The following is a 26,072-nucleotide window of genomic DNA, read 5'->3' as shown; positions in this document are numbered from 1 at the left end:
CATTGTTTAGCCATTGCCTCTAGGCCGGTCTACACCAGTCGTTCAACGACGAGACGCAAAATATTGCGTCTCTACACCTATGCTTCAGCCCTGAGAATGTTCTAGGCCTGTTTATCCAGCTCCTCGTGCCATACAGCCACAAAGGGCTCTGCTTCGCCGATGCGGTAGGCGCAGCGCATGATGTTGGTGTTGCTCTCGATGGCCACGTGGCCGTCTTTGTCGATGGCGATGAAGCCTTTGTCGCCTTTGAGGTCCTCGTCGCGGAGCTTTAGGGCTTCGCGGCAGGCTTCTGGGGCTGAGAGGCCTTTGTACTTAACGAGGGCATACACCTCATGGGCCAAGGCGCCGCGCATGATAACCTCACCGTCGCCGGTGCAGGAAACGGCGCAGGCCTCGTTGACCGCGTAGGAACCGCCGCCAATGATAGGACTGTCGCCGACGCGGCCTTTGAGCTGGCCCTCAATGCCGCCCGTGCTGGTGGCCACGGCCAGGTTGCCGTCCTGGTCGAGGGCTACGGCCCCAACGGTGTCGTGCCCCTGCGGTTCTTTTTCTTCCTGCTGAATGATTTCCAGCCACTCCTTACGGGCCTTTTCCGTCTCGAAGTAGTGCACAGCCTCCATCTCTAAGCCATGTTGCAGGGCAAACTCAACGGCACCTTCGGCGGAAATGTACACGTGCTTGCACTTTTCCATTACGGTCCGGGCCAGGGTGATGGGGTTTCTCACGTACCGCACGCTGTTGACCGCGCCGGCGCGTAACGTCCGGCCATCCATTATAGAGGCATCCATCTCTACCTCGCCCTGTATGTTGAGGCTGCTGCCGCGGCCGGCGTTAAAGTGCTCGTTGTTTTCGAGGGTGCGCACGGTGGCTTCCACGGCATTGAGGGCGCTGCCGCCACCGTTCAGCACTTCCCAGCCGGCTTGTAGGGCTTGCTGAAGGCCTTCCCGAATGACGGCTTCCAGATCGGGCGTCATCTTGCTAGGGTCCATGGTTACGGCCCCGCCGTGGATTACAATGGAATAGGTAGGCATGGGTGGAACTGCTAGGTGAAATTGTGCTAGCAGGTACGTGCAAAAAGAAGCCTCGTTCCTTGGAATAGGGCTTTTTAGTGTTCGTACGAAGGGCTGAATAGATACGGAGGGGCAGGTGGTGATTGAGTGAAGTGGCCTAGGCCTGTTGTCATTGCGAGGAGGCACGACGAAGCAATCTTTTTTATTCAACGCGCGAATCCTTCTAAATCGAAAAGCCCTTACCTCCAGCGTGGACGTAAGGGCTTTTCTCATCTTAGGGTAACATGTGCAGAGGGCTAAGGAAGGATTGCTTCGTCCTTCGTCCTCGCAATGACAACAGGCCTAGGCCACTTCACTCAATCACCACCTCACCACTTCACCGCTACTGCAGTTCCCAAGCGGTGCGGTAGGCTCCAATGCTTTCCACATAATCTAGGAAGGCTTTGTAGAAAGGGTGGGAGCCCAGCGTGCTGGAATCACCCACCAGCAGCAACTTGCGGCGGGCGCGAGTCATGCCCACGTTCATGCGGCGGATGTCCGACAAGAAGCCGATTTCGCCCTGCGTATTGCTGCGCGTGAGACTGATGGCAATGATGTCGCGCTCCTGGCCCTGGAACGAGTCGACGGTGCCGATGCTCAGCATGCGGTGCTCCAGGAGGCCTACCAACTCATCGTTTTCCTCTACAGCATCCTTCAAATAGTTGATTTGGGCGCGGTAGGGAGCAATGACGCCGATGGTGAGCAGATCGGCTTCGTGCTCGGCCTGGTCGTAGGGCTCTAGCAGCTGCGAGAGGCGCTTGAGCAGCAGGTCGGCTTCCTCGGGGTTGGCGGTAGAGCGGCTTTCCTCGATGGTGATTTCCTGGAAGCCGAAACCAGCCGTATCCAGAAACTCCACGGCCATGTCGGGGGCGAAGCGCAGGTCGTAGTCGGGCAGGTCGGCGTGGGCCACGCTGGGCGCGGCTTTCAGGCGACCTTCGTAGAACTGCTCCGAGCTGAACTCCATAATCTGCTCGTGCATGCGGTACTGCACCTCCAGCATGCGGGCCGTATCGGGCTGGCGCTTGATGCACTTCTCGAACAGCGTCTCGCGTAGGCCACCTTGGGCGGCTTTCTCGCTCTTCACCGTAGGAGGCAGCTGCTGATGGTCGCCGGCCAGCACCACGCGGTTGGCCTTGGTAATCGGAATCCAGCAGCCGGGCTCCAGCGCCTGGGCCGCTTCGTCGATGAACACGGTTTCGTAGTTCAGGTGGCGGATGGCACGGTTGCTAGCGCCCACCAGCGTGCAGGTAATCACCTGCACCTGCTCCAGCAGATCCTCCGTGATGTAGCGCTCCAGCTGATCGGACTCCTGCAGCAGCAAGTGGGCCTGCTCCTTCAGGTGGCGGCGCTGCTCACGCTCTTCCCAGCCAAAGTGGCGCTTGAATTTGCCGGCTTGCTCGCGGTACTGCTCCGCCGTCTGGCGCAGGCTTTTCAGCTCCGCATAGCTCTTATGGTTCATGATCTGCGCATCCAGCGTGTGCTGCAGCAGCAAATCCGACACCCGCGAAGGGTTGCCCATCCGAATCACGTTCACGTTACGCTCAGCCAGTTTTTCCGTCAGCAAATCCACGGCCGTGTTGCTGGGGGCACACACCAGCACCCGCCGCTCCCGCCGAATGGTTTCCAGAATGGCCTGCACTAGCGTAGTGGTTTTGCCGGTGCCGGGCGGGCCGTGAATGATGGCTACATCCTGCGCCGCTAGCACGTGGCGCACTGCGGCCAGCTGGGAGTCGTTGAGGGGAGAAGGGTAGTAGAGCTGTATTTCTGACTCGTGCTTGTAGCGAGCTGGCTTGGCGCCGAGCAGCACGTCGCGCAGCTCCGCCAGGCGGCCATCGTAGGCCCCCATTACTTTGCCCAGGGCGTACTCCATCTCGCGGTAGCTGACCTCATCGAAGGTCAGATCCACGCCTAGCTTGCCCTCGTCTACCCAGTCGGGGAGGTCTTCCTTGGTGGTGGCCAGCAGGATTTTGTTGCGCTTTACGCTGGTAATAACGCCGTTGAGCGTAGGCCTGTCGGAGCCCGAGCGGCCCGGAATATTCCCGAACAGGGCCGCGTTTTTGCCCACCTGAAACAGGTGTAGGCCTCCTAAATTAGCGGGGCGCTCCAGCTCAATGACGAGCTTACCGCCGAAGCCGATATCTTCCTTGGTTATTTTGACGGGATACCACGTCAGGCCGCGCTGCTGGCGTTCCGCAATGGAGGCCTTGGCGCTCTTGATTTTGAATTGTTCCAGGTCCTCCTGCTGCTCGAGCTTCATGAGGCCTTCCACCTTGCGCAGCTCTTTCTCTAGCGCGTAAGGGTCGGTATAGGTAGGTTGTTCAGACAAAAGAAGGGAGTATTTGTAGATTCGTTGATAACAACGAAACAGGCAAAAGAGTGGCCGAAGGTCGGGGAGATTTTCGAGAAAGAGCCAGGAGGTGGTAGGCTAGTTATAGCTTAGAATCTTCGTGTAATGCTGCTGCACCTTTCCATCTGCGCCAAATACTATCAGGTATAAGAGTGACTGATCAAACGTGGAAATAATATGATTTCGACCTGTGCCATCTTCCCCATTGTCGCTGACTTCAGCTAATAGCATGTTATTGTGCAGCCTCGAGAACATGATAACCATGCAGCCTTTTTGGCTACCAGAAGCCCTAGTTAACGAGGCAGTTACTGCGGAATAGTATGGCTTGTGGTACGTTAACCGATCAACCGTCTCCAGCGAGTCCAGCAAGCGGTTCTCCTTTTTATAGCCTGTGTACCCCCATTGTTTGCCCAGCTCATCCAGAAATATTAACTGGTTCTGATGAACAATACTGTCAAATACAGCCACGCAGTTGCTATTGCCTCGCATCCTGAGATATTCAGAATCGGACTTGATGTATTGGAAAGCCTTCAGATATACATTTTCTGGCCTAGGCCTAGGCGATTGACCAGAAGCTAAGATGGGAAACAGTGCCAGTGCAAAAGCAAATAATAATTTCATGTGCAACAGGCTAAACAGATATAAGTAGCATAGGAGAGCTATGCTTTAGTTAAACTCGCCGATATGCCAAAGCACGCCGGAGGGGTCGTGCACGAAGCCTTCCTTACCCCAGTCCTCGTGCCGGATGGGCAGAACCCGCACCCCAGCGTAGCGGCCGGGCAAATCCAGCGCCATTAGCTCAACCCAGTACTGCTCTACGTCTTTAACTTCCAGAAACAGCATGGTGTTGCCTACCCATTCGGGCGCATAGTAATCCTGCAGGTAAAAGCTTACGCCCTCGCGAGAAAAGACAGACATGGCCGGCGACAGCACCGTTTCAGCGAAACCCCAGGCTTGGTAAAAGCTGCGCGAAACGGCAAAATCTTTGGCACCAATGAAAGGACGGAGGGAGCGGATTTGAGGGGTAGTCATTACGTCAAGAAATGGGTAGATCGTATCACTAGTAAAGGTTTCGCGGAGAAAGATAGGGGACCCTTCGCAAAAAAATGGCTGCTGCTGAGCTGGCATTGTTCTGGTTCCTGCGTACTTACTGCCTTGATCCTACCATATACTTTCTAGATGCCCTACAAACCCAACCCCTCCCGTTATTCTTCCATGCTCTACCGGCGCTGCGGCCGGAGTGGCCTCAAGCTGCCGGCTGTATCGCTAGGCCTCTGGCACAACTTCGGCGACGTGGATGTACTTAGTAACTTCCGCGCCATCCTGCACCGGGCCTTCGACAGCGGCGTGACGCACTTTGACCTGGCCAACAACTACGGTCCGCCGCCCGGCTCTGCCGAAACCAACTTCGGCCGCATCCTGAAGGAAGATTTCCGCGGCTACCGCGACGAGCTCATCATCTCCACCAAGGCCGGCTACCACATGTGGGAGGGGCCCTACGGCGAGTGGGGCTCCCGCAAATACCTCATATCCAGCCTCGACCAGAGCCTCAAGCGCATGAAGCTGGACTACGTGGACATCTTCTACTCGCACCGCCCCGACCCAGACACGCCCCTGGAAGAAACCATGGGCGCCCTCGACCATGTGGTGCGCCAAGGCAAAGCGCTGTACGTGGGCATCAGCAACTACCAGCCCGAGGAAGCGGCCCGGGCCATGCAGATTCTCAAGGAGCTGGGCACGCCCTGCCTCATTCACCAGCCCAAGTACTCCATGTTTGAGCGCTGGGTAGAAGGCGGCCTGCTGGACCTGCTAGGCCAGGAAGGCGTGGGCTGCATCCCATTCTCTCCCTTGGCCCAAGGCCTGCTCACCGACAAATACCTCCACGGCATCCCCGACGACTCGCGCGTGGCGAAAGGCGTGGGCTTCCTCACCGAAAACCAGCTTACCCCAGAGCGCCTCCAGCAAATTCAGCAGCTGAACGCGCTGGCCCAAGAGCGCGGTCAAAGCCTGGCCCAAATGGCGCTGTCGTGGATTCTGCGCGATGAGCGGGTAACGTCGGTGCTCATTGGAGCCAGCAAACCCGAGCAACTCACGGATTCTTTGCGCTGCCTGGAGAATATCCAGTTTAGCGAAGAAGAGTTAGGTCGGATTGAGCACATATTGGGTTGATAGGGTAGTTAGCTTCTTTTCTTCAACCAGTCCTGCTTGATCTGGCGTCCGCGGAGTCGAAGCATCTCTACCGCTTCATTACTGTGCTAGGCCAGTTGATTAGCCAGAGGGAGAGATGCTTCGGCTGCGCGGACGCCAGATCAAGCAGGACAGTGAGCGTTGCCGCGTCTACACGCGAGATGCCTCGGCATGCTTGACATGACGTTTTAAACAGGTAGTTGCAAACAGCTAGGCCAGGTGAGTACCAAACGTTGGTATTCAACTGGCCTAGCTATTTGTCATTCTAAGCTAAGCGAGGAATCTGAGTTCACCATACGGCTGACTCAAATTCCTCGCTTAGCTCAGAATGATAATTCTATCATCTATTCAAACGAACCCAACGACTCCACGTGGGCTTTGCTGCCATCCGTTACCCAGGAGTCAAGCTGGGCGGGGTCTTTCATCTGCTGGCCGCGGCTGCGGGGCACTACCAGGTAGCCACACTTCACATCCGGCAGGGCCGACATGTCGCTCCAGAGCTTCTCGATTTGTGCTACGGGGTAGATGTCCTCCTGACCGTGACCCCAGCGGTACTTCACGTCTTTGATGGTGACGTAGGTAGGAATGCGCTGGGCGACGCTGCGCACGGCGCGGGCCAGCTGGGCCTCGTCGCCAGTTTGTAGGTCTTGGCGGGTGAGGCCGAAGAGCGCCAGCAGCGGGTCTACCTGAATCCAGGTGGTCATGGAGTTGTAGTAGCTCAGGGCTAGCTCGTCTTCCTCATGAGGTTGGGCAAGGCCTTCCAGCAGGCGTACCTGGCCGTTTACGCGGGCTAGTCCGCCGCCGCGGTCCTCAATGCGGCGCGGTATCACCTCAAAGGTGAGCACGTTACGCGAGGCCAGGTGGTAGCCCAGTGCCGCCGCGTGCACGTCGGCGCCCAGCGTATCAATGTTGTGAAGCATGAGGGTTTCCACCTGCGGGTTTTCGCGCAGCAGCTGGGCCAAGGTGCCGTTGCGTAGCAGGTTCGATACCTCGTACCAGTGGCCTAGGGGCGAAAACCGCTGGGCCGCAATGTTGTCGACGTAGTCGGTGCCTTCGCCCTTGCCTTTGGCCCAGTTGATCATGCTGCCGCGCACGGCGTCGCGCACTTTCTGCTTGTTCTCGTCGAGGGTCTCCTGAGGCATTTCCTCCCACATAAAGCGCAAATCCCGCTCGGTGGGTACGAAACGCTGCCCAATGCTGCGGCCCTCAGAGAGGTACACCGGCCCCGAATACCCGAAGTTGCTGGTAGAGGCCAGCTGCTTGCGGATGGGCTCGTGGGTGAGGTAGCTAGTGGCCACCACGTGTGGAATAACCGCGCCGTATTGCTGGGCCACGCGGCGCGTTTTGGCCATGTGAATCTCCAGGAAGCTGCGGTGGCGGCCGTTGAACTCCACAAAGGGGTTCAGGGCCTTGATAACGCCGGCACCTTTGGTCCAGCGGCTGCCCACGCCGGCGGCCAGGCTGAGTACGGCCACTTTGCCCCCGCGTATGGCTTCTTCGCCAGCGGCTTCATACTGGCCTAGCGTATCAAACTGCACTACGTCGGGCGTTTGTACGTCCTCAATGGTTGTGTCTTCGGAAAGGCGGTTGCGGGAGAGGCCAATGCGGCCCTTTTGCAGCTCCTCCCGAATGTCTTCGTGCTGAATGTAGTCGAAGCCGTTTTCCTGCTTGATGCGCTCCGCCTTCTCGTTCTCCACGCTACGGTTGCCCTGGGCTGTGGGGTCTGATACCTTGAACAGGTTGCTGACGATGGTGCGCAGCAGGGGGTAGGCCAGGTTATTCTGCTCGCAATGGGTGGTGAAGAAGTCGATTTCCGCCCGCCGGATGTAGGCAATGGTTTCGGGCTCCTGTTTCACCAGCTGCGACACGTGAATAGCATAGTACTGCTCCGGCATCAGCGCCTCCGCGCCCTGGTGCAAAGCAGCCCAGGTGCCGCGCTTGTTGATGCTCCAGTTGTAGACTACCGGCTCCATGGCAAACGGCAGCGAGGCCGACAGCTCCTGCTTGGTCTGGCGCAACAGTTCCAGCACCCGCACCTTATAGTGCTCGTACTTGTCGGGGTTTACGAACATGCCCATGCCGCCGCCCGACATACCGCCCAGCATCAGGAAGCCGTAATAATCGGCCCCAAACTCCTTTTTTGCCTTGGCAATCAGCTGCTCGGTAAAGTACGTAGTAGCCCAGGGAATGATGGTTTTAATGGGCCCCTCGAAGTTGCGGGCTGTGTTGGCGCCCAGCTTCTGAATATCACCCTCCCGGATGGCGGCCAGGATGTTGTCGAACACCTCGTTGGTTTGCTGACGGGCGGCGGTTTCCTGCTCGCCGCGCAGCAGGTACTTCTCGGTCACCATCTCCAGAATGGGACCCACGTTGGAGGCCATGCCGCCGTGCATGAGCACCAGCGACTTCATAATGCGCTCCTCCATTTCGGGGTGCACTTCCTCGCCCTCCAGCACCCGGTGGCGCGGCAGCAGCGTGCCCCGACTGATGTCATACTCCGGGTCGCCGGGCTGGGCGAAGGTGCCCTGAATGGCCTTGATGCCCGGCCACACGCCGCCGGAATCCTGCCAGCCGCCGCCCGAGCCGCCAATCCATTCGCCCAGAATAGCGCGCGAGGCCACCAGGCGCCGCTCGCTTTCCTGTAGGCCACCCGTCAGCTGCTGGGTCTGGCCGGTGGCGCGCATCAGCAAACTGATGATAGAGCCCAGCAGGTTGGTAGATACGGCAAAGCGGGAGCCTTTCGGAATGTCGTTGACCTTGGTTACCAGCTCAATACCCATGCCCGGCGCCACCATGCGGGCCAGAATATCGGGCAGGCTCTGGTTGGTGCCTTCGAAAGACGGTGGAATCAGGCCAGCGGCAATAACGCCGGCCTTCACCAGACTCAGGTAGTCGTTGCCGAAGTTGAACAGGTCGGCCAGGTCGTGGATGTCCTTGGTGGTGTTCAGGTCGATGCTGGTTAGGCGCAGCACGGGGTCCGGAATCACGCGCACATAGGCGTGCAGGGGCGGCAGAATGTCTTTGTCGCGCCCAAACATGCCCAGGTCGATGGAAAGGTTCACCACGCGGGCCCCCTCGGGATAGTCCATGCCCAGAAAGAAAATATCCGACCAGCCGCTGTGCGTGAGGTCCATGCGCACGGAGGTGCTCTCGTGCAGGACGGGGTAGAACAAGCTGCCTTCCTGGCGCTGCAGCAGCTGCGGATGAATCCGGATGGGATGCTCTTCCTGGTGGCCTACCCGGAACATCCACTGGTTGCCCTTGCTGGAGCGCACACTCTTGCGCACCTGGTCGGCCAGAATCTGGAAGGAGAGGTGGTGGTAGCTCTCGGCCAGAGCGCTGAACAGCGTGGCGTTGGAGCCATGCGTGTCAAGTTCCTTCAGGAAGGTACTAATGGCGTGCTCAAACCGGCGGCCGAGCAAATCCTCAAAACCCGCATACGGAATGTTGCCCACCGGCGAGATTTCCGGCGACTCCTGCAAAAAAAATCGAAAGCCGGCGTACAGAAACAGAATGGCCCGCACCTTGTCGTAGAGGTTGGGCGTGGCCTTCCGGAACTCGTCCAGCTCCCGCAGATGCTGCAGCAGCGCCCGGGCCGGCAGCCCGCGGCTCAGGTCGTAAAACGACCGGTTCCGCACCGCCGGGTCGGTGGAGGTAATAGTATCTATGAATGCATTCATGAAGAAGCGTAAAGTTTATAGCGTAAATTCTCAGGTAGGAGTGGCCTAGAAGTAGAGTTAGGGTCCCTGCCTTAGATGGAGCATATCGAGCAAGAGAGGCTGTGGGGTGGTTGATGCTAGTGGAGCAACACTCGAGTTCGTTATGCTTGATCTGGCGTCCGCTTGTCGAAGTATCTCTACCACTTCGTTGTAGTGGCCTAGGCCAGTTGGTTAGCCAGAGGTAGAGATGCTTCGGCTCCGCTCAGCATGACGGCCTGAATAAGCAACGATTAGTCAACCACTCCCAGCCCCTCCTTGCTTGATGCGCAACATTACCTGAGGAGGAAGCTGATGCTTCGACTCTAGCTCTGCTGAGGCTTGCGGGCATTGGCTTCGGCCAGCAACTCTACTAGGGTAGTGAGAGTTTCGTCGTGGGCTTCGCCGGCCAGGCCGAGCGCGATTTGGGCCCGGAGCAGGCCCTGCTTACGGCTGAGGTCGTAGCGGCTGCCTTTCACTTCCAGGGCCAGGTACTTATCGGAAGCGGCCAGCTCCTGCAGGGCAGGCGTGAGCAGCACGTTGGCGTTATCCTGGGTTAGCTGCGACTCCAGGATGGTGAAAATGGCGGGCGTAAGTACGTGCATCCCGAAGAAGCATAGGTAGTACCCAGCGCGTAGGCCAGGGGTTTGCAGCTCCAACTCAGCCAGGCTCAAGGAAGGCTTCTCGATGATTTTATCAATCTGATAAATACCTACTTGGCCTGCCAAGTGCTTGCCCGTAACGGTGCCATAGCGGCTTACCTGGTGCTCAATAGTGGGGTTTACGGCCGATACGGCGCATTCTTCCTGTCCGGCCAACTCTAGTAGCTGAGCGGCGCAACGCTGCCGGGGTACATCGGAAACGTAGAGATAATCACCCAGCATCAATAGGAAAGGCTCGCCGTTTACGAAATCCTTGGCGCAGTACACGGCGTGGCCGTAGCCACGGGACTCCTGCTGCTCCGCGAACTGCGTGCGGCTGAGCAGGTGGTCAATTTTCTCGGCTTCCTGCTTCGCCCAATCAATACCTTGGTACGACTTCAGCAGGTTGTTGCGCAGGGAGTGGAAGGCGGCCAGGTACCGCTCCCCGTCGCCGGGGGCGCATACAATGCACAACTCCTCAATACCGCTGCTAAAGGCCTCCTCCGCAATTATCTGAATGACCGGCTTGTGCAGGCCATCCACATCCACCACGGGCAGCATAGATTTTTGGATGGTATCAGCAACTGGGTAGAGCCGCACGCCGCGGGCTGCCGCCGTAATCACGGCCTTCTTTATCTTCATCATAAGGAGTTTGTAGTCAAAGCGTCGGTGACCTAGCTTCCTGAAATCAATCGTTTAGGAGATTTCAGACGGGCAGATTTCCTCCGAAAGAGAGGTAGATCAACTGGTTGTAGGGCACAAATAAACGGTGAAAATGGAAGCTATTCTCACGCGCACAGCATCTTATTGCCGCCCAAACCCCAAATCATATAGCGCAAAGAATAAGCTACTTGCTATCGTAAACGTTACCGGTAGCAAGCTTGCGTAGGAGGTTGGCTTCGGCTGCATACTGGACCAATTGCACAGCAGCTATTCTCAAAGTTGAGCCATTGATAATAGAGGCATAGCACCCAGAAATACGCCCGCGAAATATTGGCGCATACTGCCAATAAGCTCTTTTGTGGGAGGGGCTAGCTCTTACTACAGCAGTTGCCCGTTACGTTATCCAGGGCCGCGTGGCATCTCTCTCTTACACACGCGCATCAGGCCACGTCAGGCTTGCCCATAGCTGCCTTTGAGCTCCTGCCCCTGAATGGCAGCCGCCATCAGTTCCGGAAATTGCGCTGGGGTGCAGGCAAAGCTAGGAAGGCCTAACGCAGCTAGTTTCTCCGCCATCCGCCGGTCAAAGCTCGGGGCGCCGTCGTCGGAGAGGGCTAGTAGAGCTACTACCGTTACGCCGGTCGCTTTTAGGGAGGCGGCGCGCTTGAGCATTTCCCGCTCGTTGCCGCCCTCATACAAGTCGCTGATGAGTACCAAGATGGTGTCGGTGGGGCGGGTGATGAGCTGCTGGCAGTAGGTAAGGGCCAGGTTGATATCGGTGCCCCCACCGAGCTGCACTCCGAATAACAGATCTACGGGGTCCTGCAGGTTCTCGGAGAGGTTAGCTACAGCCGTGTCAAACACTACCATATGGGTTTTCACGGCTTTGATGGAGGCCAGCACCGCGCCAAATACGCCCGCGTACACCACTGAGGAGGCCATGGAGCCGCTTTGGTCTACGCACAGCACAATTTCCTTGAGGGCCTGGCCGCGCCGTCCATAGCCGATGAGCTTTTCCGGGACCACCGTTTTGTAAGCGGGTTGGTAATGCTTGAGGTTAGCCCGAATGGTAGCGGCCCAGTTTATTTCGGCGTAGCGGGGGCGTGGGTTGCGCACCGCCCGGCTCAAGGCACCCTGCACTGCCTGGCGTAACGGGTTGGCCAGTTTCTGCTCCAGCTCGTGCACTACCTTGCCCACCACCTCACGGGCCGTATGCTTGACCTTCTGCGGCATCACGCGGCTCAACGCCATCAAGGTGCCTACCAAATGCACATCGGCCTGCACCGTGCGCAGAATCTCGGGCTCCAGCAGCAGTTGCTGCAGGCCCAGGCGGTCCATGGCATCCTGCTGCATAACGGCTACAACCGAAGAGGAGAAATAGGTGCGGATGTCGCCCAGCCAACGGCTCACCCTGGGCGCCGAGCCGCCTAGGCCTGCTTTTCGCTCGCCGTCGCCTGTGCCATAAAGCGCCGTCAGCACCTCATCCATGCGCCCATAGTCCGGCGATAGTGGAATTTCATTGGCCGCATCAGCAGGCGAGCCTAACACAAGTTTCCAGCGAGCAGCAGAGGAAGATGACAAAGAGACTAGAATAATGTAGCGGGAGTAATTCCAAGTAACAAGATTATCCGCAATTACCCGCATTTTACCGCTAGAAGCGAGAGCTAGTTCCCCTCCTCAGATGATTCCGCACATCCAGCGGCGGGGGGGTAGGGGTGGTTGATGTGGCCTAGAAAGACACTCTTATAGCGTCATGCTTGATCTGGCGTCCGCTTGCCGAAGCATCTCTCCCTCTGACTAACTACTAGCCTAGGCCTATTGCAACAAAGCAGTAGAGATGCTTCGGCAAGCGGACGCCAGATCAAGCATGACAGTTACGTTAGTAACGTTAGCACGCGAGATGTCTCTCGACCAGCTCGACATGACGTTCTCTGTCAGCCACGAATGATCAAGCACACCTGGCGCCTTGTTCATTGATTAGTACTTCCAGAACACACTCCTCTCCCGGAGGTAATGCGCATTAAGCATTTGCGGGGCCGGGGGTGGGGTTTTTCGCAAAAATTATCGCTTCCCTTTCTACCTTAAGCCGATTTCATTCTATCCTTCCATTGCATGAAGAAACTGTACTATCTACTGGTTGGCTCCCTGCTGGTCAGCTCGCATCTTGTCTCAGCCCAGACCCTAGCCGAGAAAACGAAAGGAATGCAGAAGTTCTCGGGCTTCTTTCCGTTTTACTGGGATGAGAAAGGCGGACGCATTCTGCTGGAAATTGACAAGCTCGACCAGGAAATCCTCTACGTCAGCACGCTGCCGAACGGGGTAGGCTCCAACGACCTGGGCCTGGACCGCGGCCAGATTGGGCAGCAGCGCATCGTGAAGTTCGTGAAGAGCGGCCCCAAGATTCTGATGCTGCAGCCCAACTACGACTTCCGGGCGGTGAGCCAGAATGCCGACGAGCGAAAATCAGTGGAGCAGGCGTTTGCGCAGTCTGTTATCTGGGGCTTCAAGGCCGAGGCGCAGGAGGGAGGCAAAGTATTGGTAGACCTTACGCCCTTCCTGATGCGCGACTCGCACCAGATCGGCGACAAGTTGGAAGACCTCAAGCAAGGGGCCTACAAGGCCGATGAAAGCCGCTCGGCGGTGTTCATGCCCAATACCAAAGCCTTCCCCGAAAACTCGGAGTTCGAGGCCGTGATTACTCTGACGGGCAAAGCCAAAGGCCGTGAAATCAGTTCTGTTACACCCGACCCGAACGCCGTGACGGTGCACATGCACCACTCGTTCATTCAGCTACCCGACGGCAAGTACCAGCCTCGCGCGTTTGACCCACGAGCCGGCTACTACGCCAACGAGTACATGGATTACGCCACGCCCATCGACCAGCCCATCATGAAGCGGCAGCTGGTGCGGCATCGGCTCCAGAAGAAAGACCCCACCGCAGCCGTGAGTGACCCAGTAGAGCCCATTATCTACTACCTCGACCGGGGCGCGCCCGAACCCGTGCGCTCGGCCCTGATGGAAGGTGCCGCGTGGTGGAACCAGGCATTTGAGGCGGCCGGCTACCGCAACGCCTTCCAGGTGAAGCTGCTGCCCGAGGATGCCGACCCCATGGACATCCGCTACAACCTAATTCAGTGGGTGCACCGCTCCACCCGCGGCTGGTCGTACGGCGCCTCCATCACCGACCCGCGCACAGGCGAAATCATCAAGGGGCAGGTGTCGCTGGGCTCCTTGCGGGTGCGGCAAGATTTCCTGATTGCCGAAGGCCTCCTGCAGCCTTACGAGGACGGCAAGCCCACCAGCCCCGAAATGCTGCAAATGGGCGTGGCGCGCCTGCGCCAGCTGGCCGCCCATGAGGTAGGCCACACCCTAGGCCTCTACCACAACTACTCGGCCAGCACCAAAGACCGCTCTTCGGTGATGGACTACCCCATGCCCCGTATCAAGACGCGCTCAGACGGCAGCATTGACCTGAGCGATGCCTACGCCGTGGGCATCGGCAGCTGGGACAAACGGGCCATCCTCTACGGCTACCAGGATTTTGGTCCGCAGGCCGATGAGAAAGCCGCACTGCAAGGCATGATGAAGCAGACCTTGGCCGATGGGTACGTGTTTATATCCGACGCCGATGCCCGTGCCCCCGGAGGCGCCCACCCTGCCGCTCACCTCTGGGATGAGGGCTCCAATGCTGCCGATGAGCTCAACCGCCTGATGGATGTGCGCAAACAGCTGCTGGCCCGCTTCTCCGAGAAAGCCCTAGCCCCCGGTCAGCCCATGGCCATGCTGGAGGAAGTGCTGGTGCCCATGTACCTGCTGCAGCGTTACCAGGTAGAAGCCGCGTCTAAGGAACTAGGCGGGCTCTACTACACCTACGCCGTAAAAGGCGACGGCCAGACCATCACCAAGTTTGTGGAGCCCGCGGAGCAGTGGAAGGCCTTCGATGCTCTCATGCGCACGATTTCGCCCCAGGAGCTAGCCCTCTCCGAAGAGCTACTGGCCAAAATTCCGCCGCGCCCCGTGAACTACGGCCGCTCCCGCGAAACTTTCCCCAGCCGCACCGGCCTCACCTTCGACCCCACCAGCGCCGCTGAATCGGCGGCGGCAACCACCCTGGAGTTTCTGCTGAACCCCCAGCGCGCCGCCCGCCTCGAAGAGTACCACGCCCGCCACGCTGAGCAGCCTGGCCTAGCCGCCGTGCTCGACAAGCTGCTGGCCCAAACCTGGGGTGCTAAGCCCGAAAACGGTTACCCCGGCGAGCTGCAGCGCTTAGTAAACACCCTTACCCTGCAGAAGCTGCTTGCCCTGGCCGCCGCTCCGCAGGCCCCCGTTAATGTGAAAGCGCTGGCTGCCCTAAAAGTAGAAGAGCTGAAGAAGGACCTGCGCAAAGAGCAGAAGTCGGGCAAGGATGAAGGCCGCCGCGCCACCGCCTTTGCCGCCTTGCGCACCATCGGGCAATTCGAGGAAGCTCCCGAGAAATTCCAGCCCGCCCCCACACTCCCCATGCCTGACGGCGCCCCAATTGGGGATGATGGGTGCGAGGCTTTTTGAAACAGGCCTAGCGCTAGAATTGCTCGGCGCTTACATGTGGCATAAAATTATTGTGAGTGAGAAGCCGTAATTAGTTCAATACCCTTACGCTGTAGGATACGCATTGGCATCTCTACAACGTAAGGGTATTGTGTGGGGTGTGAAGGAGATTGAAAGAATTAAATTTCTCTGACTCCGACCTCCTTCAACATTTATTGGCAGTGGGGTATACTAGCGAAATTTCGACCCTTCAACGTTGGTAGGCAGAATGTAGTTGAGGGTAATGCCTGTGATAATATACCAATCTTGGTGGTCACGGTTGCCACGGGCGCTTCCTGGGGCATTGAAATTCGGAAAGCGGTTGGGGTCATTGTCCAAACGCGTAACATCATGGCCGAAGTAGCGTGCTGCATCCGATTTCAAGTTGGTTACGCTTGTATAATTGCCGCTAACGTCGTCAAGATAATCTGTGAAAGTCTTACGCCAGCCGAGTTCCAAGTTAGCGTCTAACTGCTTATTAATACGGTAACGAAGTCCCGCGCCAAAGGGTAACGCGAATTGCGTCCGGTTGTAGGGTTGCTGCTGGCCTTCTGTGCGTAGAGGTTGCAGAGCCACATAGCTGCCTTCTTCTAATGATGCCGGAATAGTACCTCCTTCAACCAGGCCCTTGGGATTGTGGTGAAAAACCGCAACTCCTCCAAACAGATAAGGCACAAAGTTAGGGCGCTGCATAAAAGCGTAGTGATTCGGAATAAGATCAAGAATACCTACGGCGGAGAGTTCTAATAAATCATTCCGGAAAGTAAAATTACGGTGGTGCCGGTATGACTCGTTTGGGTCGGTACTGGAAGCTTGGTTGTCTGAACCGACTACCCGACCATACGTCAGGCCAGCCCGTACGGAAATACGGGAGCTTAGCCGTCGAGTAGCACTAAGGCCCAGCCCAGCCCGTGAAGCTCCCAGGCGCATACTACTAACGTTGGCTTCCGGAACAATATCGCCGAAATAGTTAGTTGCATTCAGGCTGGCGCCCAAAGATGTATATCGGTACTTCGCCTTAAAGCTCTGTGCATTAGCTTCTGCTGAGAGAAGGCAGGTTGCTGCACATGTCAATAAAGACAGGGTAAAAGTTGGTTTCATACAGAGTCAAAAATGGTCAAACACACACACAGTTCGTGACAGCACGGTGACACAGAGCAAAAATACACGCTAATCGTTTCACTTTTATAACTAAAAAAACTTTCCTAATATGGGAAAAGGGGGAATATATAGGCTAAAATCTCGTTTTAACGCCTTATTTTTTTTGTAAGTACTTGTATATTAGTACTTTAACAGATATGACAGGCGGGTGTGCTAAGTAGATTAAGAAATTGTGATTTATCTTATTTTGCCATAGTGAAAATTTCCGCCTGCACGTGAAGTGCAAACCAATCTTGGTAGGATCGTAGGAACACATATCTCTCGTTGTTGGGCAGCAGTTAGTTCTTCAAGGGCCTACTCGAAAAAGTCGCCGGGGTCTGCTTGGCTGAGGTACTTGCTTAGGCTGCCTAGGTCGGCGAAAATGGGATGAACGAGGCTCAGGAACTGCTGGGCACTGGCACGGCTGTCAGTGTAGGCGCTGAAGACTTCGCTTTCGCCCGCTAGCTCAATATGTTCCAGCAGCTCGGGGGCGTGCTCTTCCACAATGGTTTCGATGTGCTCAGCCCAGGAAGCTCCGCTGCCGCTAAAGCCGTACCGCTCGAATACCGTGTAATAGTCGTCCATGTCGGATAAATCTACCACAATGCGGTACTGGCGCTCGGGCGTAGCCTGCTGCTGCAGATCAAAAACAACAAAGGGGTAATAGACATTAGCCATTAGTCCAAAGGTACAGGTACTAATTGGGTAAACGCTTACCACCCCAGAGAGTCATGCTGAGCTTGCTGATTGGCGCTCGAACTGTAGTAGAGGCACCTATTTTGTGTCTCCTAGTTGCTGATGTTCTTCAATTGTTGTTCTAGGCCAGTCGTTCAATGAGTAGACACAAAATAGGTGTCTCCACAACCAGCCGCATCAGCACGAAAGGTACTTCAGCAAGCTCAGCATGACGGGCTTGTTTGGGATAAAACCACAAAACACCACTTCACAACCTCACAATTTCACTTTTGGGCATAGGGGCTATCGGCGCGGTGCTGACGTTCGAATTCTTCGCGGGAGCAAAGGCTTTTCACGTCCACCATCCGGTCAATGGAGAGGGTGCCGTCGAGGTGGTCGATTTCGTGTTGGAGTAGCTCGGCGAGGTCGTCTTCGCGGCCGGCGCGGGTTTCGTGCCACTGGCCTAGCAGGTCCTGGTAGCGCACGGTAATCCACTCATAGCGCTCCACTTGCATGAAGATGGAGAGGAAAGACAGGCAGGCATCCCACACAACCAGCTTTTCGGGGCTGTAATCAATGATGCTGGGGTTGATGAGCGGCCACACCGGCTGGCCCGGCAGGCGCAGCAGAATCACGCGCTGCAGCTCGCCAATTTGGGGTGCCGCAATGGCGCGGCCGTAGCCGGTAGTGTCGCGCCAGTGGCCTACGGTGTCTGCAAGGTCCGTTACGAGGTCAGCCACGGCTGGCGCGGTGGGGTCGGGTACGGGCTGGGCTATCTGGCGTAGCACGGGGTGGCCGAGCTGAAGAATTTCGCGGATGGGCATATTTCTGTTGTTTGACAGTGGGTAACTACCTGCTGCGTTACATTTAGTGCTTTACCGCCAGCATCATCTGGCGTAAGTCGGCGGCGGTGTAAACCTGACCGTGGGCAATAACCGTGTTGATCTGGCGCAGGCTGCGGATGTCAGTTAAGGGGTTTTGGTCTAGCAGTACCAAATCAGCTTCTTTGCCAGCCTGTATGGTGCCGGAGCGTTGGTCGGCTTTTAAAAAACGGGCACCGTTGATGGTGGCGGCTTGCAGAGCCTGGGCTGGCGTTAGGCCGGCTTGCACCAAGAGCTCCAGCTCACCCAGCAAGGAAGTGCCAGGGTACACGTAGGAGTTGGAGGCACCGCTGTCGGAGCCAGCCAGCAGCGTAACGCCCGCCTTCTGCATGGCGGGTACCAGGGTCATAAACTTCGCGCCGAGCTGTTTATTAAAGGCTTGGGTAGCGGCTGACTGGCGGCGGGCCCCGTTCAGTCGGCCGGCGTAGGTGCGCTGAATTTTGGGGTCGATGTAGGCCAGGAGTGTATCGCGGGAGTGGTCAGTTACGGGAAGTTCGGCCAGTAGCTTCTGAATGTAGAGCGTAGGCACCACGGCCGTTTTGTTTTTCACCAGCGTCTGGTAAATGCGGGCCTCGGCGGCCGGGTCGAAGGTGCGGTAAATGGCCGGCAGCGCCGCAAACAGGCCCAGGGGCTTAGGGGTGCCCAGGCTGCGCTGCACGGCCGTGGTGATGCTGTCTTCCTTGCTGGAGCAGGCTTTGAACACGTAATACAAGTGCTCCGAGGCATCCAGGCCCCGGTCCGATGCCTCGCGCAAGGTGGCGGTGTAGGGCATGTGGCCGGTGGTGGTCAAGCCCCGCTTCTCGGCGGCTGAAATAGTATTCAGGAAGGCATCCCGCGAGATGGTGCTCTCATAGATCTTGACATAATCAACCTTTAAGGCCTGTAGAGAGTCCAGGGCCTTGTCAATATCTGCTTGCGTCACGACTGGCAAAGAGCCTGCCCAGGTGGGGTTGGGGCCATCAATTTTAGGTCCCGAAGTATAGATGGTAGGCCCTGCCAGCTTGCCAGCCCGAATTTGCTTGCGCCATTCAAAAACCGCCGGAGTCAGGTCGCCGCCCGCGTCGCGGACGGTGGTGATGCCGTGGGCCAGGTAGAGCGGGAGCAGGTTGCGGTTGGCCGTAATCAGGGAGTCGCCGCCGCGAAAGTGCACGTGCATGTCCCAGAGCCCCGGAATCAGGTACTTGCCGTGGGCATCAATGGTGCGCTTAGCAGTTAATGCTAGGCCACTCGCCTTGCTTACCTGCCGGATCTGGCCGTCGGTAATGGCTAGAGTTTGGTCGGGCCGGATATGGCCGGTTTCTATGTCCACCACGTTAGCGTGAGTGATGACGAGGTCGTAGGCCTGTTGGGGAGGTTGGGTGGCGCAGCCTGCCAAGATGGGGAAGGAGCAGGCAAGTAAGCGGGAGAGAAGCTTCATATTAGTACAAGGTAAAGCCTTGAAGACTAACTCCCCTCCTTAGGTAAGGAGGGGCTGGGGGTGGTTGAGGTGGCCTAGAACGACTAGGTGAACAGACTCATACTAGACTGTCATGCTTGATCTGGCGTCCGCTTGTTGAAGCATTTCTACCTCTTACTGATTACTGGCGTAGGCCTCCGCAACGAAGCGGTAGAGATACTTCGGCAAGCGGACGCCAGATCAAGCATGACAGTTAGCATTGCAATGTCAGCACGCGAGATGTCTCGGCAAGCTCGACATGACGCACTGGTATGGTCGTTCTTTCAGCAGTCAACCACCCCAACCTCACGCCGCTTGATGCGCAGAATCATCTGAGGAGGGGAGCTAGTATTTAGCCTTCTAGACACAGAGAGTTATTATCCTAATAGCGCCATTACCTGTTGCATTAGCACCTTTCCGCTCATGAAGGTCATCACCAGAACTACCAGAATGCCAAAGGCCGTCAGCCAAATTGGGTGGCGGTAGGTGCCGACTACGCTAGGACGGTAAGCAGCCACTAGCAGCGTGCCAAGGGTGATGGGTAGGATAAAACCATTCAGCGCGCCGGCCCACACCAACAGGCTCACCGGTTTCCCAACCCCGACAAATACTAGGGTAGATAGAACGATGAACCCGATGATCCAGCGGTTTTCGTGCCGGGCCACGCTCGGCACCATCGACTTCAGGAAGGATATGGAGGTGTAAGCCGAGCCGATAATGGACGTGACTGCCGCCGCAAACATCACTACGCCAAATAGCTTATAGCCCACTTGCCCGGCGGCCAGCTGAAAAACTGAAGCGGGCGGGTTGCTGGCGTCAATGGCGAGGCCTCGGCTGACTACTCCCAGCGTAGCCAGAAACAGAAACACCCGAATCAGGGAGGCTACTGAAATGCCCATCACGGCGCTTTGGGTCACTTGGGGCAAGGCGGCGGAGCCTTTCACGCCGGCATCGAGCAGGCGGTGGCCGCCGGCGAAGGTGATGTAGCCGCCCACCGTACCGCCCACCAGGGTGATGATGGCCGTGGGGTCGATGCGGGAAGGCGCGAAGGTGCGTAAGGCTGCCTCGGCTACTGGCGGGCCCGTAGTGACGGCCACGTAGATGATGACCACAATCATGACGAGTCCCATGAACTGGGCAAAGCGGTCCATGACGGGGCCGGCCTCCCGCACCAGAAACACCGTGAGAGCCACGGCCGCCGCCAGCACCGCGCAGAGCGTGACCGGTAGGCCCGTGAGTACCTGCAGGCCCAGGCCGGCGCCGCCCACGTTCCCGATGTTGAAGGCTAGGCCACCCAGTACAATCAAGGCCGAAATAAAGCCGCCCAGGCCCGGCAGCACCCGGTTAGCAATATCCGGGGCCCGCAGCTCCGACACGGCAATAACCCGCCAAATGTTCAGCTGCACCCCAATATCAATCAAGATGGAGGTAAGAATAACGAAGCCGAAGCTGGCACCCAGCGACTGGGTGAAGACGGTGGTTTGGGTCAGGAAGCCGGGGCCAACCGCGGAGGTAGCCATCAGGAAGGCGGCGCCCAGCAGCACGCCCCAGTTGCGAGCCGGCCTCACGCGGTGTGCAGCTGACGAGCCCGCACCGTAATGCCCTCTTGCTGGAGCGTACCCCTGATTTGCTGAGCAAACTCCAGGGCGTGCGCTCCGTCGCCGTGAATACACACGGTATCCGCCTGAATTGCCACCTCTTCGCCAGACAAAGCCTGCACGCGGCCTTCTTTCACCATGCGCACCACTTGGGCAATGGCCCCCAGTGGATCCGTGATGAGGGCGTTGGGCTGGCGGCGAGGCGTGAGAGTACCGTTGGGCTGGTAGGTGCGGTCGGCGAAAACCTCGTGGGCGGTGGACAGGCCTAGCTTCTGGCCGGCGCTGATGAGGGCGCTGCCGGCCAGGCCGTACAGGCAGGCTTCGGGCTGCACCCGGTACACCGCTTCGGCAATAGCCTCGGCGAGGGCTGGGTTTATGGCGGCCATATTGTAGAGGGCGCCGTGGGGCTTTACGTGGTGCACGGTGCCGCCCTCCACCAGCACAAACGCGGCCAGAGCGCCCAGTTGGTACACCGTCATGTCGTAGGCCTCTTCCGGGGAAACGGCCATTTCGCGGCGGCCGAAACCAACCAGGTCCGGCAGGCCGGGGTGGGCCCCAATGGCGACGCCGTGCTGCAGAGCTAGGCGCACGGTGCGCTTTATCACGGCCGGGTCGCCGGCGTGGTAGCCGCAGGCAATATTGGCGGAGGTGATGAAGGGCAGAATGGCTTCGTCGTGGCCCAGGGAGTAGGCGCCGAAGCTTTCTCCCATATCACAGTTTAGGTCGACGGCGTAGGGGTGGTTCATGGATAGTGGAGCAGGGCAAGGGCCCGTTGAAGTTGCTGAAATTTTTTTTCCTGGCGCAGATACCAGTACTGCGCCTCGGTAAGCCCGATCTCCTGAAAACGCAGCCGTGCGCCCGGCGGCACTTGGGCCAGCAGGGGAAAATCGGCTGAGATGACTTGGCCAATCCGAGGGTAGCCGCCGGTGGTTTGGTGGTCGGCCATGAGCACGATGGGGTGGCCGCCGGCTGGTACCTGCACCGTGCCGAAGGTAACGGCCGTGGAGAGAATTTCCCGCTCGGTGTGGTGGTGTAGCTCCGGCCCCGCCAGGCGGTAGCCCATGCGGTCAGAGTGTGGGGTTACGGTGAAATCCTGCTGCCAAAAGTCCTGCTGGCTCTCGTCGGTAAACAGTGCATACTCCGGCCCCCGAATGGCGCGCACAGTAGTAACTGTACCGGAAGCAGGAGCAGGTGCTACTTCCGGATACCACGGCGCAGCAACCCAGCGCTGGTCAGGCGAGTGCGCTAAAAGGCGCTGGTGCAGCTGCTGCCCGGCAGGAGTGGGGCCAACTGCCGGAACTACATCTCCCGCCTGCAGGGATCGGCCCTCCAGGCCACCCAACTGCGCCCGCAAGTACGTAGATTGACTGCCGAGCACTGTTGGCACCGCGAATCCGCCGGAAAGGGCCAGGTAAGCCCGGCAGCCCGAGCGCGCGGCGCCAAAGGCCAACGTGCTGCCTTGCCGCACCGCCATGGCCCGGTTCAGGGGTAGCTTCTGGTCATCAAGCGTGGCGGATAAGTCAGCGCCGCTTATGCAGATCAGATGGTCGGCTTCAAAGCGAATGGTGGGGCCCAGCAGCGTTATTTCCAGCCCGGCGGTGCCGGCCGGGTTGCCCACTAGCAGGTTGGTCAGGCGCTGGGCCCACGGGTCCATGGGGCCGCTTACAATAACGCCAGCCTGCTGGTAGCCGTAGCGGCCGGCATCTTGAATGGTTGTGAGCAGGCCGGGGCGAAGGATGCTACAGCTCATGCTCCAGCAGGTGTTCGTACTGCTCCTCGGAAATAGCCACGAACCGCAGCCGCTGGCCCGCCCGTAGCAAACTGGGCGAAGCGGCTGCGGGCGTAAACAGGCGGCGGGGCGTGCGGCCGATCAGTTGCCAGCCCCCGGGCGTAGGCAATGAATACACACCGGTTTGGCCGCCGGCAATGCCCACCGAGCCGGCGGGTACCAGCGGGCGAGGCTGCGCTTTGCGTGGGGTGGCAAGCTGCTCGGGCATGCCGCCCAAGTACGGAAAGCCAGGGGCGAAACCAATCATGTACACCAGGTATTCCGGCTCGGTGTGCAGCCGTATCACCTCGGCGGGTGCTAGGCCAGTGTGCTCCGCCACCACGGCCAGATCGGGGCCGAAGCGGCCTCCGTAGCACACCGGTATTTCTACGACGGGTTGGGGCTGGGTTTCAGCAGTAGCGGGTAGCTCACGTAGAAGTGAGTGAAGCCGGTCAGCTACGGCGTTGTAGGGGTTGCGTTTACCATTCCGGCTTACTATCCACGGGTCGTAGTACACGGTGAGGGTGGTGAAAGCTGGCACGAACTCTCGTAAGCCGGGGAAAGGGGCCTGATCGAGGGAATGGCCTAGGGCCTGGATGGCGCGGTGGGTGGCCTCACTGATTGTATGGCCGAGCTGCAGCACCACGGCCGCATCGCCGAGGGGGTACAGCTGCGCGGTTGTCCGCAGATCGTTGGGGGGTGAAGGCTGTTCCATCGGTGGGTTTGCTTTACCTTGGGTGTTCGACCTGAAGGAACTCCTCTCGAATGATGCTTCAATATAGTAATGGTGCGCGCACCAGTGTATTTCTGCTCAGCCTAGGCCTGTTGGGCTGCTCCAAAAAGCTTATGGTTTCTGATACGGCTGCTCTACCCGCCTCGCCCGCCGCTACTCCCGTAGCCGTAGTGCCCGGCGTCAGCCAGCAGTTGGCTCAGGACCGCGCTAGCCGCATCTCCCGTCTGGCCTACAACCTGCACCTAACTATCCCAGCCCGCAAAGCCGACCCCATTGCCGCCACTGAAACCGTGCGCTTTCAGCTCTCTTCCGCCAGTCAACCCGTGCAGCTTGACTTCAAGGAGCAAACGAACAATCTGAAAAGCGTAGCGGTGAACGGCCAGCCAGTCGCCATCGACCATCATGATGAGCACCTAGTGCTGCCGGCCGCTAGTCTGAAAACTGGCCTGAATGAAGTCCAGATTGCGTTTGTGGCTGGTAACCAGAGTCTCAATCGCAACGAGGACTATCTGTACACGCTGCTAGTGCCCGACCGCGCCCGCACAGTATTCCCGGTCTTCGACCAGCCCAACCTCAAGGCTTCCTTTGGGCTGACCCTCACGCTACCGAAGACCTGGCAGGCAATGGCCAACGGGCCGCTGCAGGATTCTACCCTGACGGCCGACAACAAGACATACCGCTTCGCACCCTCAGACACCATTAGCACCTACCTATTCTCGTTTGCGGCGGGCAAGTTCACGCGGCTCTCGCGCACACTAGCTGGCCGGGAAATGCAGTTTCTTCATCGGGAAACGGATAAGGACAAGCTGCGCCTGAGCCTGGACCCCATCTTTCAGATTCACGCTGATGCGCTGAAGTTTCTGGAGAGTTACACCGGCATTCCGTACCCGTTTCGTAAGTTCGATTTTGTGGCCCTACCCGATTTCCAGTACGGCGGCATGGAGCACGTGGGCGCCATCGACTATAAAGCCAGCACCCTGTTTCTGGACGAAGGCGCCACGCAGGACCAGAAGATCAGCCGATCTAACCTGATTGCCCACGAAACCGCCCATATGTGGTTCGGGGATTTGGTGACCATGCAGTGGTTCAACGACGTGTGGATGAAGGAGGTGTTTGCCAACTTCATGGCTGATAAAATCACGCAGGTGGCCGTAGCCAACTCCAACTACGACCTCAAGTTCGTTATCGACCACTACCCGGCGGCCTACGGCGTTGACCGCACTACCGGCGCCAACCCCATCCGGCAGGAGCTGGATAACCTCAAGGATGCCGGCTCGCTCTACGGCAACATCATCTACGACAAAGCGCCCATTATGATGCGGCAGCTGGAGCGCCTTATGGGAGAGGAGCCCTTCCGCCAGGGCCTGCAGGAGTACCTCAAAAAGTACAGCTTTGGCAACGCCACCTGGCCCGACCTCATCCAGATTCTCGACGCCCGCACCCCCGCCGACCTGCAGGCCTGGAACCAGGTGTGGGTGAACCAGCCCGGTCGCCCCATCTTCGACTATCAATTGCTCACCAAAGACGGCCGCAGCACCGAGGTGGTTATTACCCAGCAGGCCGAGGATAAATCGGACCGGCTGTGGCCTCAGCTGTTTGAGGTGCTGCTGGTGTACCCCGATGGTCGAACGAAGGAGGTGACCGTGAATATGAACCAGCGCCAGGTGGAGCTGCCCCAGCCGGAAGGCAAGGTGGCCCCAGCGTTTATCCTGTACAACTCTAGCGGCCTGGGCTACGGAGTTTTTCCGGTTGATAAGCAGCTGACGACTGGCCTAGGCCAGTTGCGCAACCCTGTGGCGCGGGCCGCAGCCTACGTAAACCTCTACGAGAACATGCTGATTGGCCGCAGTCTGGCGCCCCGGCAGCTGCTAGACGTGTACCGCAAGGCACTGCCGCAGGAGAAAGAGGAGCTGAACCTCAAGCTGCTGACGGGCCAGCTGACCGATATTTACTGGAAGCTGCTGAAGCCCGCCGACCGCCTGGCCCTGGCGCCGGCCCTAGAGCGAGAGCTGTGGCATGCTATGCAGCAAAACCCGGCCGCCAATTCCAAAAAGCTGCTATTCAAAGCATATCAGTCGGTGGCGCTGACCAAGGATGCCCAAACGCGCCTCTACCAGATCTGGGACAAGGAGCAGGCCCCCGCGGGCGTGAAACTTACCGAAGACGACTACACCGCCCTGGCGCTGGCCCTAGCCGTGCGCGACTACCCCGCTAGCACGCCCATTCTGCCCAAGCAGCTCACCCGCATCCAAAACCCCGACCGTAAAAAGCGGATGGAGTTCCTGATGCCGGCCCTCTCGCCCGACGTGCAAACCCGCGACGCCTTCTTTGCTTCCCTCTCCGATGAAAAGAACCGGGAGAAAGAAGCCTGGGTGACGGCGGCACTGGCCTACCTGCACCACCCGCTACGGGCCGCCACCTCCGAGAAGTACCTGCCCCAGAGCCTAGCCCTGCTCGAAGAAATTCAGCAGACCGGCGACATTTTCTTCCCATACTTCTGGCTGCAGGCTACGCTGGGCTCTTACCAAACGCCCACCGCCGCCCGCACCGTGCGGGATTTTCTGGCGGCTCACCCCGGCTACAATCCTAAACTGCGAGCTAAGCTGTTGCAGGCGGCCGATGATGTGTTTCGAGCCGAGAAGCTAGTACCATAAAAGTGGCTCTAAGCTCGACAGGAAGCTTTTTGAGTAGGTAAGC

Annotated in this window: 18 protein-coding genes; 3 read left to right on the top strand and 15 right to left on the bottom strand. The window is 58.3% G+C overall.

Going from position 1 to position 26,072, the window contains the following annotated elements; genetic code table 11:
- Window positions 1-101 precede the first annotated feature (101 nt).
- From HMJ29_RS18165 to HMJ29_RS18150, 4 genes are all read right to left on the bottom strand, one after another.
- A complete protein-coding gene (locus tag HMJ29_RS18165) occupies window positions 102-1,031 on the bottom strand; it encodes an isoaspartyl peptidase/L-asparaginase family protein (protein ID WP_171592823.1) in 930 nt (309 codons plus the stop codon).
- Window positions 1,032-1,392: 361 nt separating this feature from the next.
- Window positions 1,393-3,375, bottom strand: coding sequence for an AAA domain-containing protein (locus HMJ29_RS18160; protein ID WP_171592822.1), 1,983 nt, complete (start codon window positions 3,373-3,375; stop codon window positions 1,393-1,395).
- A 99-nt stretch (window positions 3,376-3,474) separates the two neighbouring features.
- Window positions 3,475-4,017: a hypothetical protein gene (locus HMJ29_RS18155; RefSeq protein WP_171592821.1), complete on the bottom strand. Its 543-nt coding sequence runs from the start codon at window positions 4,015-4,017 to the stop codon at window positions 3,475-3,477.
- A 45-nt stretch (window positions 4,018-4,062) separates the two neighbouring features.
- Complete coding sequence (locus tag HMJ29_RS18150) at window positions 4,063-4,428, bottom strand: VOC family protein (protein WP_171592820.1); 366 nt, start codon at window positions 4,426-4,428, stop codon at window positions 4,063-4,065.
- Window positions 4,429-4,575: 147 nt separating this feature from the next.
- On the opposite strand from HMJ29_RS18150, the gene mgrA reads away from it, so the two are divergent.
- Window positions 4,576-5,565: an L-glyceraldehyde 3-phosphate reductase gene (gene mgrA, locus HMJ29_RS18145; protein WP_171592819.1), complete on the top strand. Its 990-nt coding sequence runs from the start codon at window positions 4,576-4,578 to the stop codon at window positions 5,563-5,565.
- A gap of 362 nt (window positions 5,566-5,927) precedes the next feature.
- Here the strand turns inward: mgrA and HMJ29_RS18140 are convergent, their stop codons facing one another.
- The 3 genes from HMJ29_RS18140 to HMJ29_RS18130 form a co-directional block, all read right to left on the bottom strand.
- Entirely contained in the window at window positions 5,928-9,263 is a 3,336-nt protein-coding gene (locus HMJ29_RS18140; protein ID WP_171592818.1) for a UTP--glucose-1-phosphate uridylyltransferase, read from the bottom strand.
- A 341-nt stretch (window positions 9,264-9,604) separates the two neighbouring features.
- A complete protein-coding gene (locus HMJ29_RS18135; RefSeq protein WP_244679065.1) occupies window positions 9,605-10,564 on the bottom strand; it encodes a UTP--glucose-1-phosphate uridylyltransferase in 960 nt (319 codons plus the stop codon).
- 468 nt (window positions 10,565-11,032) lie between these two features.
- Window positions 11,033-12,160 carry a VWA domain-containing protein gene (locus HMJ29_RS18130; protein ID WP_216634068.1) on the bottom strand — a complete coding sequence of 376 codons (1,128 nt, stop codon included), beginning with the start codon at window positions 12,158-12,160 and terminating at the stop codon, window positions 11,033-11,035.
- 531 nt (window positions 12,161-12,691) lie between these two features.
- On the opposite strand from HMJ29_RS18130, the gene HMJ29_RS18125 reads away from it, so the two are divergent.
- Window positions 12,692-15,127, top strand: a complete 2,436-nt coding sequence (locus tag HMJ29_RS18125; RefSeq protein ID WP_244679066.1) for a zinc-dependent metalloprotease — start codon at window positions 12,692-12,694, stop codon at window positions 15,125-15,127.
- 210 nt (window positions 15,128-15,337) lie between these two features.
- On the opposite strand, the gene HMJ29_RS18120 is transcribed toward HMJ29_RS18125, so the two are convergent.
- From HMJ29_RS18120 to pxpB, 8 genes are all read right to left on the bottom strand, one after another.
- Entirely contained in the window at window positions 15,338-16,246 is a 909-nt protein-coding gene (locus HMJ29_RS18120; protein ID WP_171592816.1) for a DUF6089 family protein, read from the bottom strand.
- A gap of 354 nt (window positions 16,247-16,600) precedes the next feature.
- On the bottom strand, window positions 16,601-16,963 hold the full coding sequence (locus HMJ29_RS18115; protein WP_171592815.1) for an Imm51 family immunity protein: 363 nt from the start codon (window positions 16,961-16,963) through the stop codon (window positions 16,601-16,603).
- A 281-nt stretch (window positions 16,964-17,244) separates the two neighbouring features.
- Window positions 17,245-17,784: a peptide deformylase gene (locus HMJ29_RS18110; protein WP_171592814.1), complete on the bottom strand. Its 540-nt coding sequence runs from the start codon at window positions 17,782-17,784 to the stop codon at window positions 17,245-17,247.
- Window positions 17,785-17,827: 43 nt separating this feature from the next.
- Entirely contained in the window at window positions 17,828-19,258 is a 1,431-nt protein-coding gene (locus HMJ29_RS18105) for an amidohydrolase family protein (protein ID WP_171592813.1), read from the bottom strand.
- 395 nt (window positions 19,259-19,653) lie between these two features.
- Complete coding sequence (locus HMJ29_RS18100) at window positions 19,654-20,844, bottom strand: NRAMP family divalent metal transporter (protein ID WP_244679067.1); 1,191 nt, start codon at window positions 20,842-20,844, stop codon at window positions 19,654-19,656.
- Entirely contained in the window at window positions 20,841-21,620 is a 780-nt protein-coding gene (locus HMJ29_RS18095; RefSeq protein WP_171592812.1) for a LamB/YcsF family protein, read from the bottom strand. The genes HMJ29_RS18100 and HMJ29_RS18095 overlap by 4 nt, the downstream gene beginning before the upstream one ends.
- Window positions 21,617-22,624 (bottom strand): 5-oxoprolinase subunit C family protein, encoded by a 1,008-nt coding sequence (locus HMJ29_RS18090; RefSeq protein ID WP_171592811.1) that lies wholly within the window; start codon window positions 22,622-22,624, stop codon window positions 21,617-21,619. Before HMJ29_RS18090 ends, HMJ29_RS18095 begins: the two co-directional genes overlap by 4 nt.
- Window positions 22,614-23,357: a 5-oxoprolinase subunit PxpB gene (gene pxpB, locus HMJ29_RS18085; protein ID WP_171592810.1), complete on the bottom strand. Its 744-nt coding sequence runs from the start codon at window positions 23,355-23,357 to the stop codon at window positions 22,614-22,616. The genes HMJ29_RS18090 and pxpB overlap by 11 nt, the downstream gene beginning before the upstream one ends.
- A gap of 50 nt (window positions 23,358-23,407) precedes the next feature.
- Here pxpB and HMJ29_RS18080 point away from each other — a divergent pair, with 50 nt between their 5' ends.
- The gene (locus HMJ29_RS18080; protein WP_410780005.1) at window positions 23,408-26,029 is read left to right on the top strand and encodes a M1 family metallopeptidase; all 2,622 of its coding nucleotides are present in this window, start codon (window positions 23,408-23,410) and stop codon (window positions 26,027-26,029) included.
- Window positions 26,030-26,072 lie beyond the last annotated feature (43 nt).

The sequence above is a fragment of the Hymenobacter taeanensis genome (assembly GCF_013137895.1).
Classification (GTDB): domain Bacteria; phylum Bacteroidota; class Bacteroidia; order Cytophagales; family Hymenobacteraceae; genus Hymenobacter; species Hymenobacter taeanensis.
Note: the sequence above shows the minus strand (reverse complement) of the source record. Positions and strands in the feature narration are given on the sequence as shown.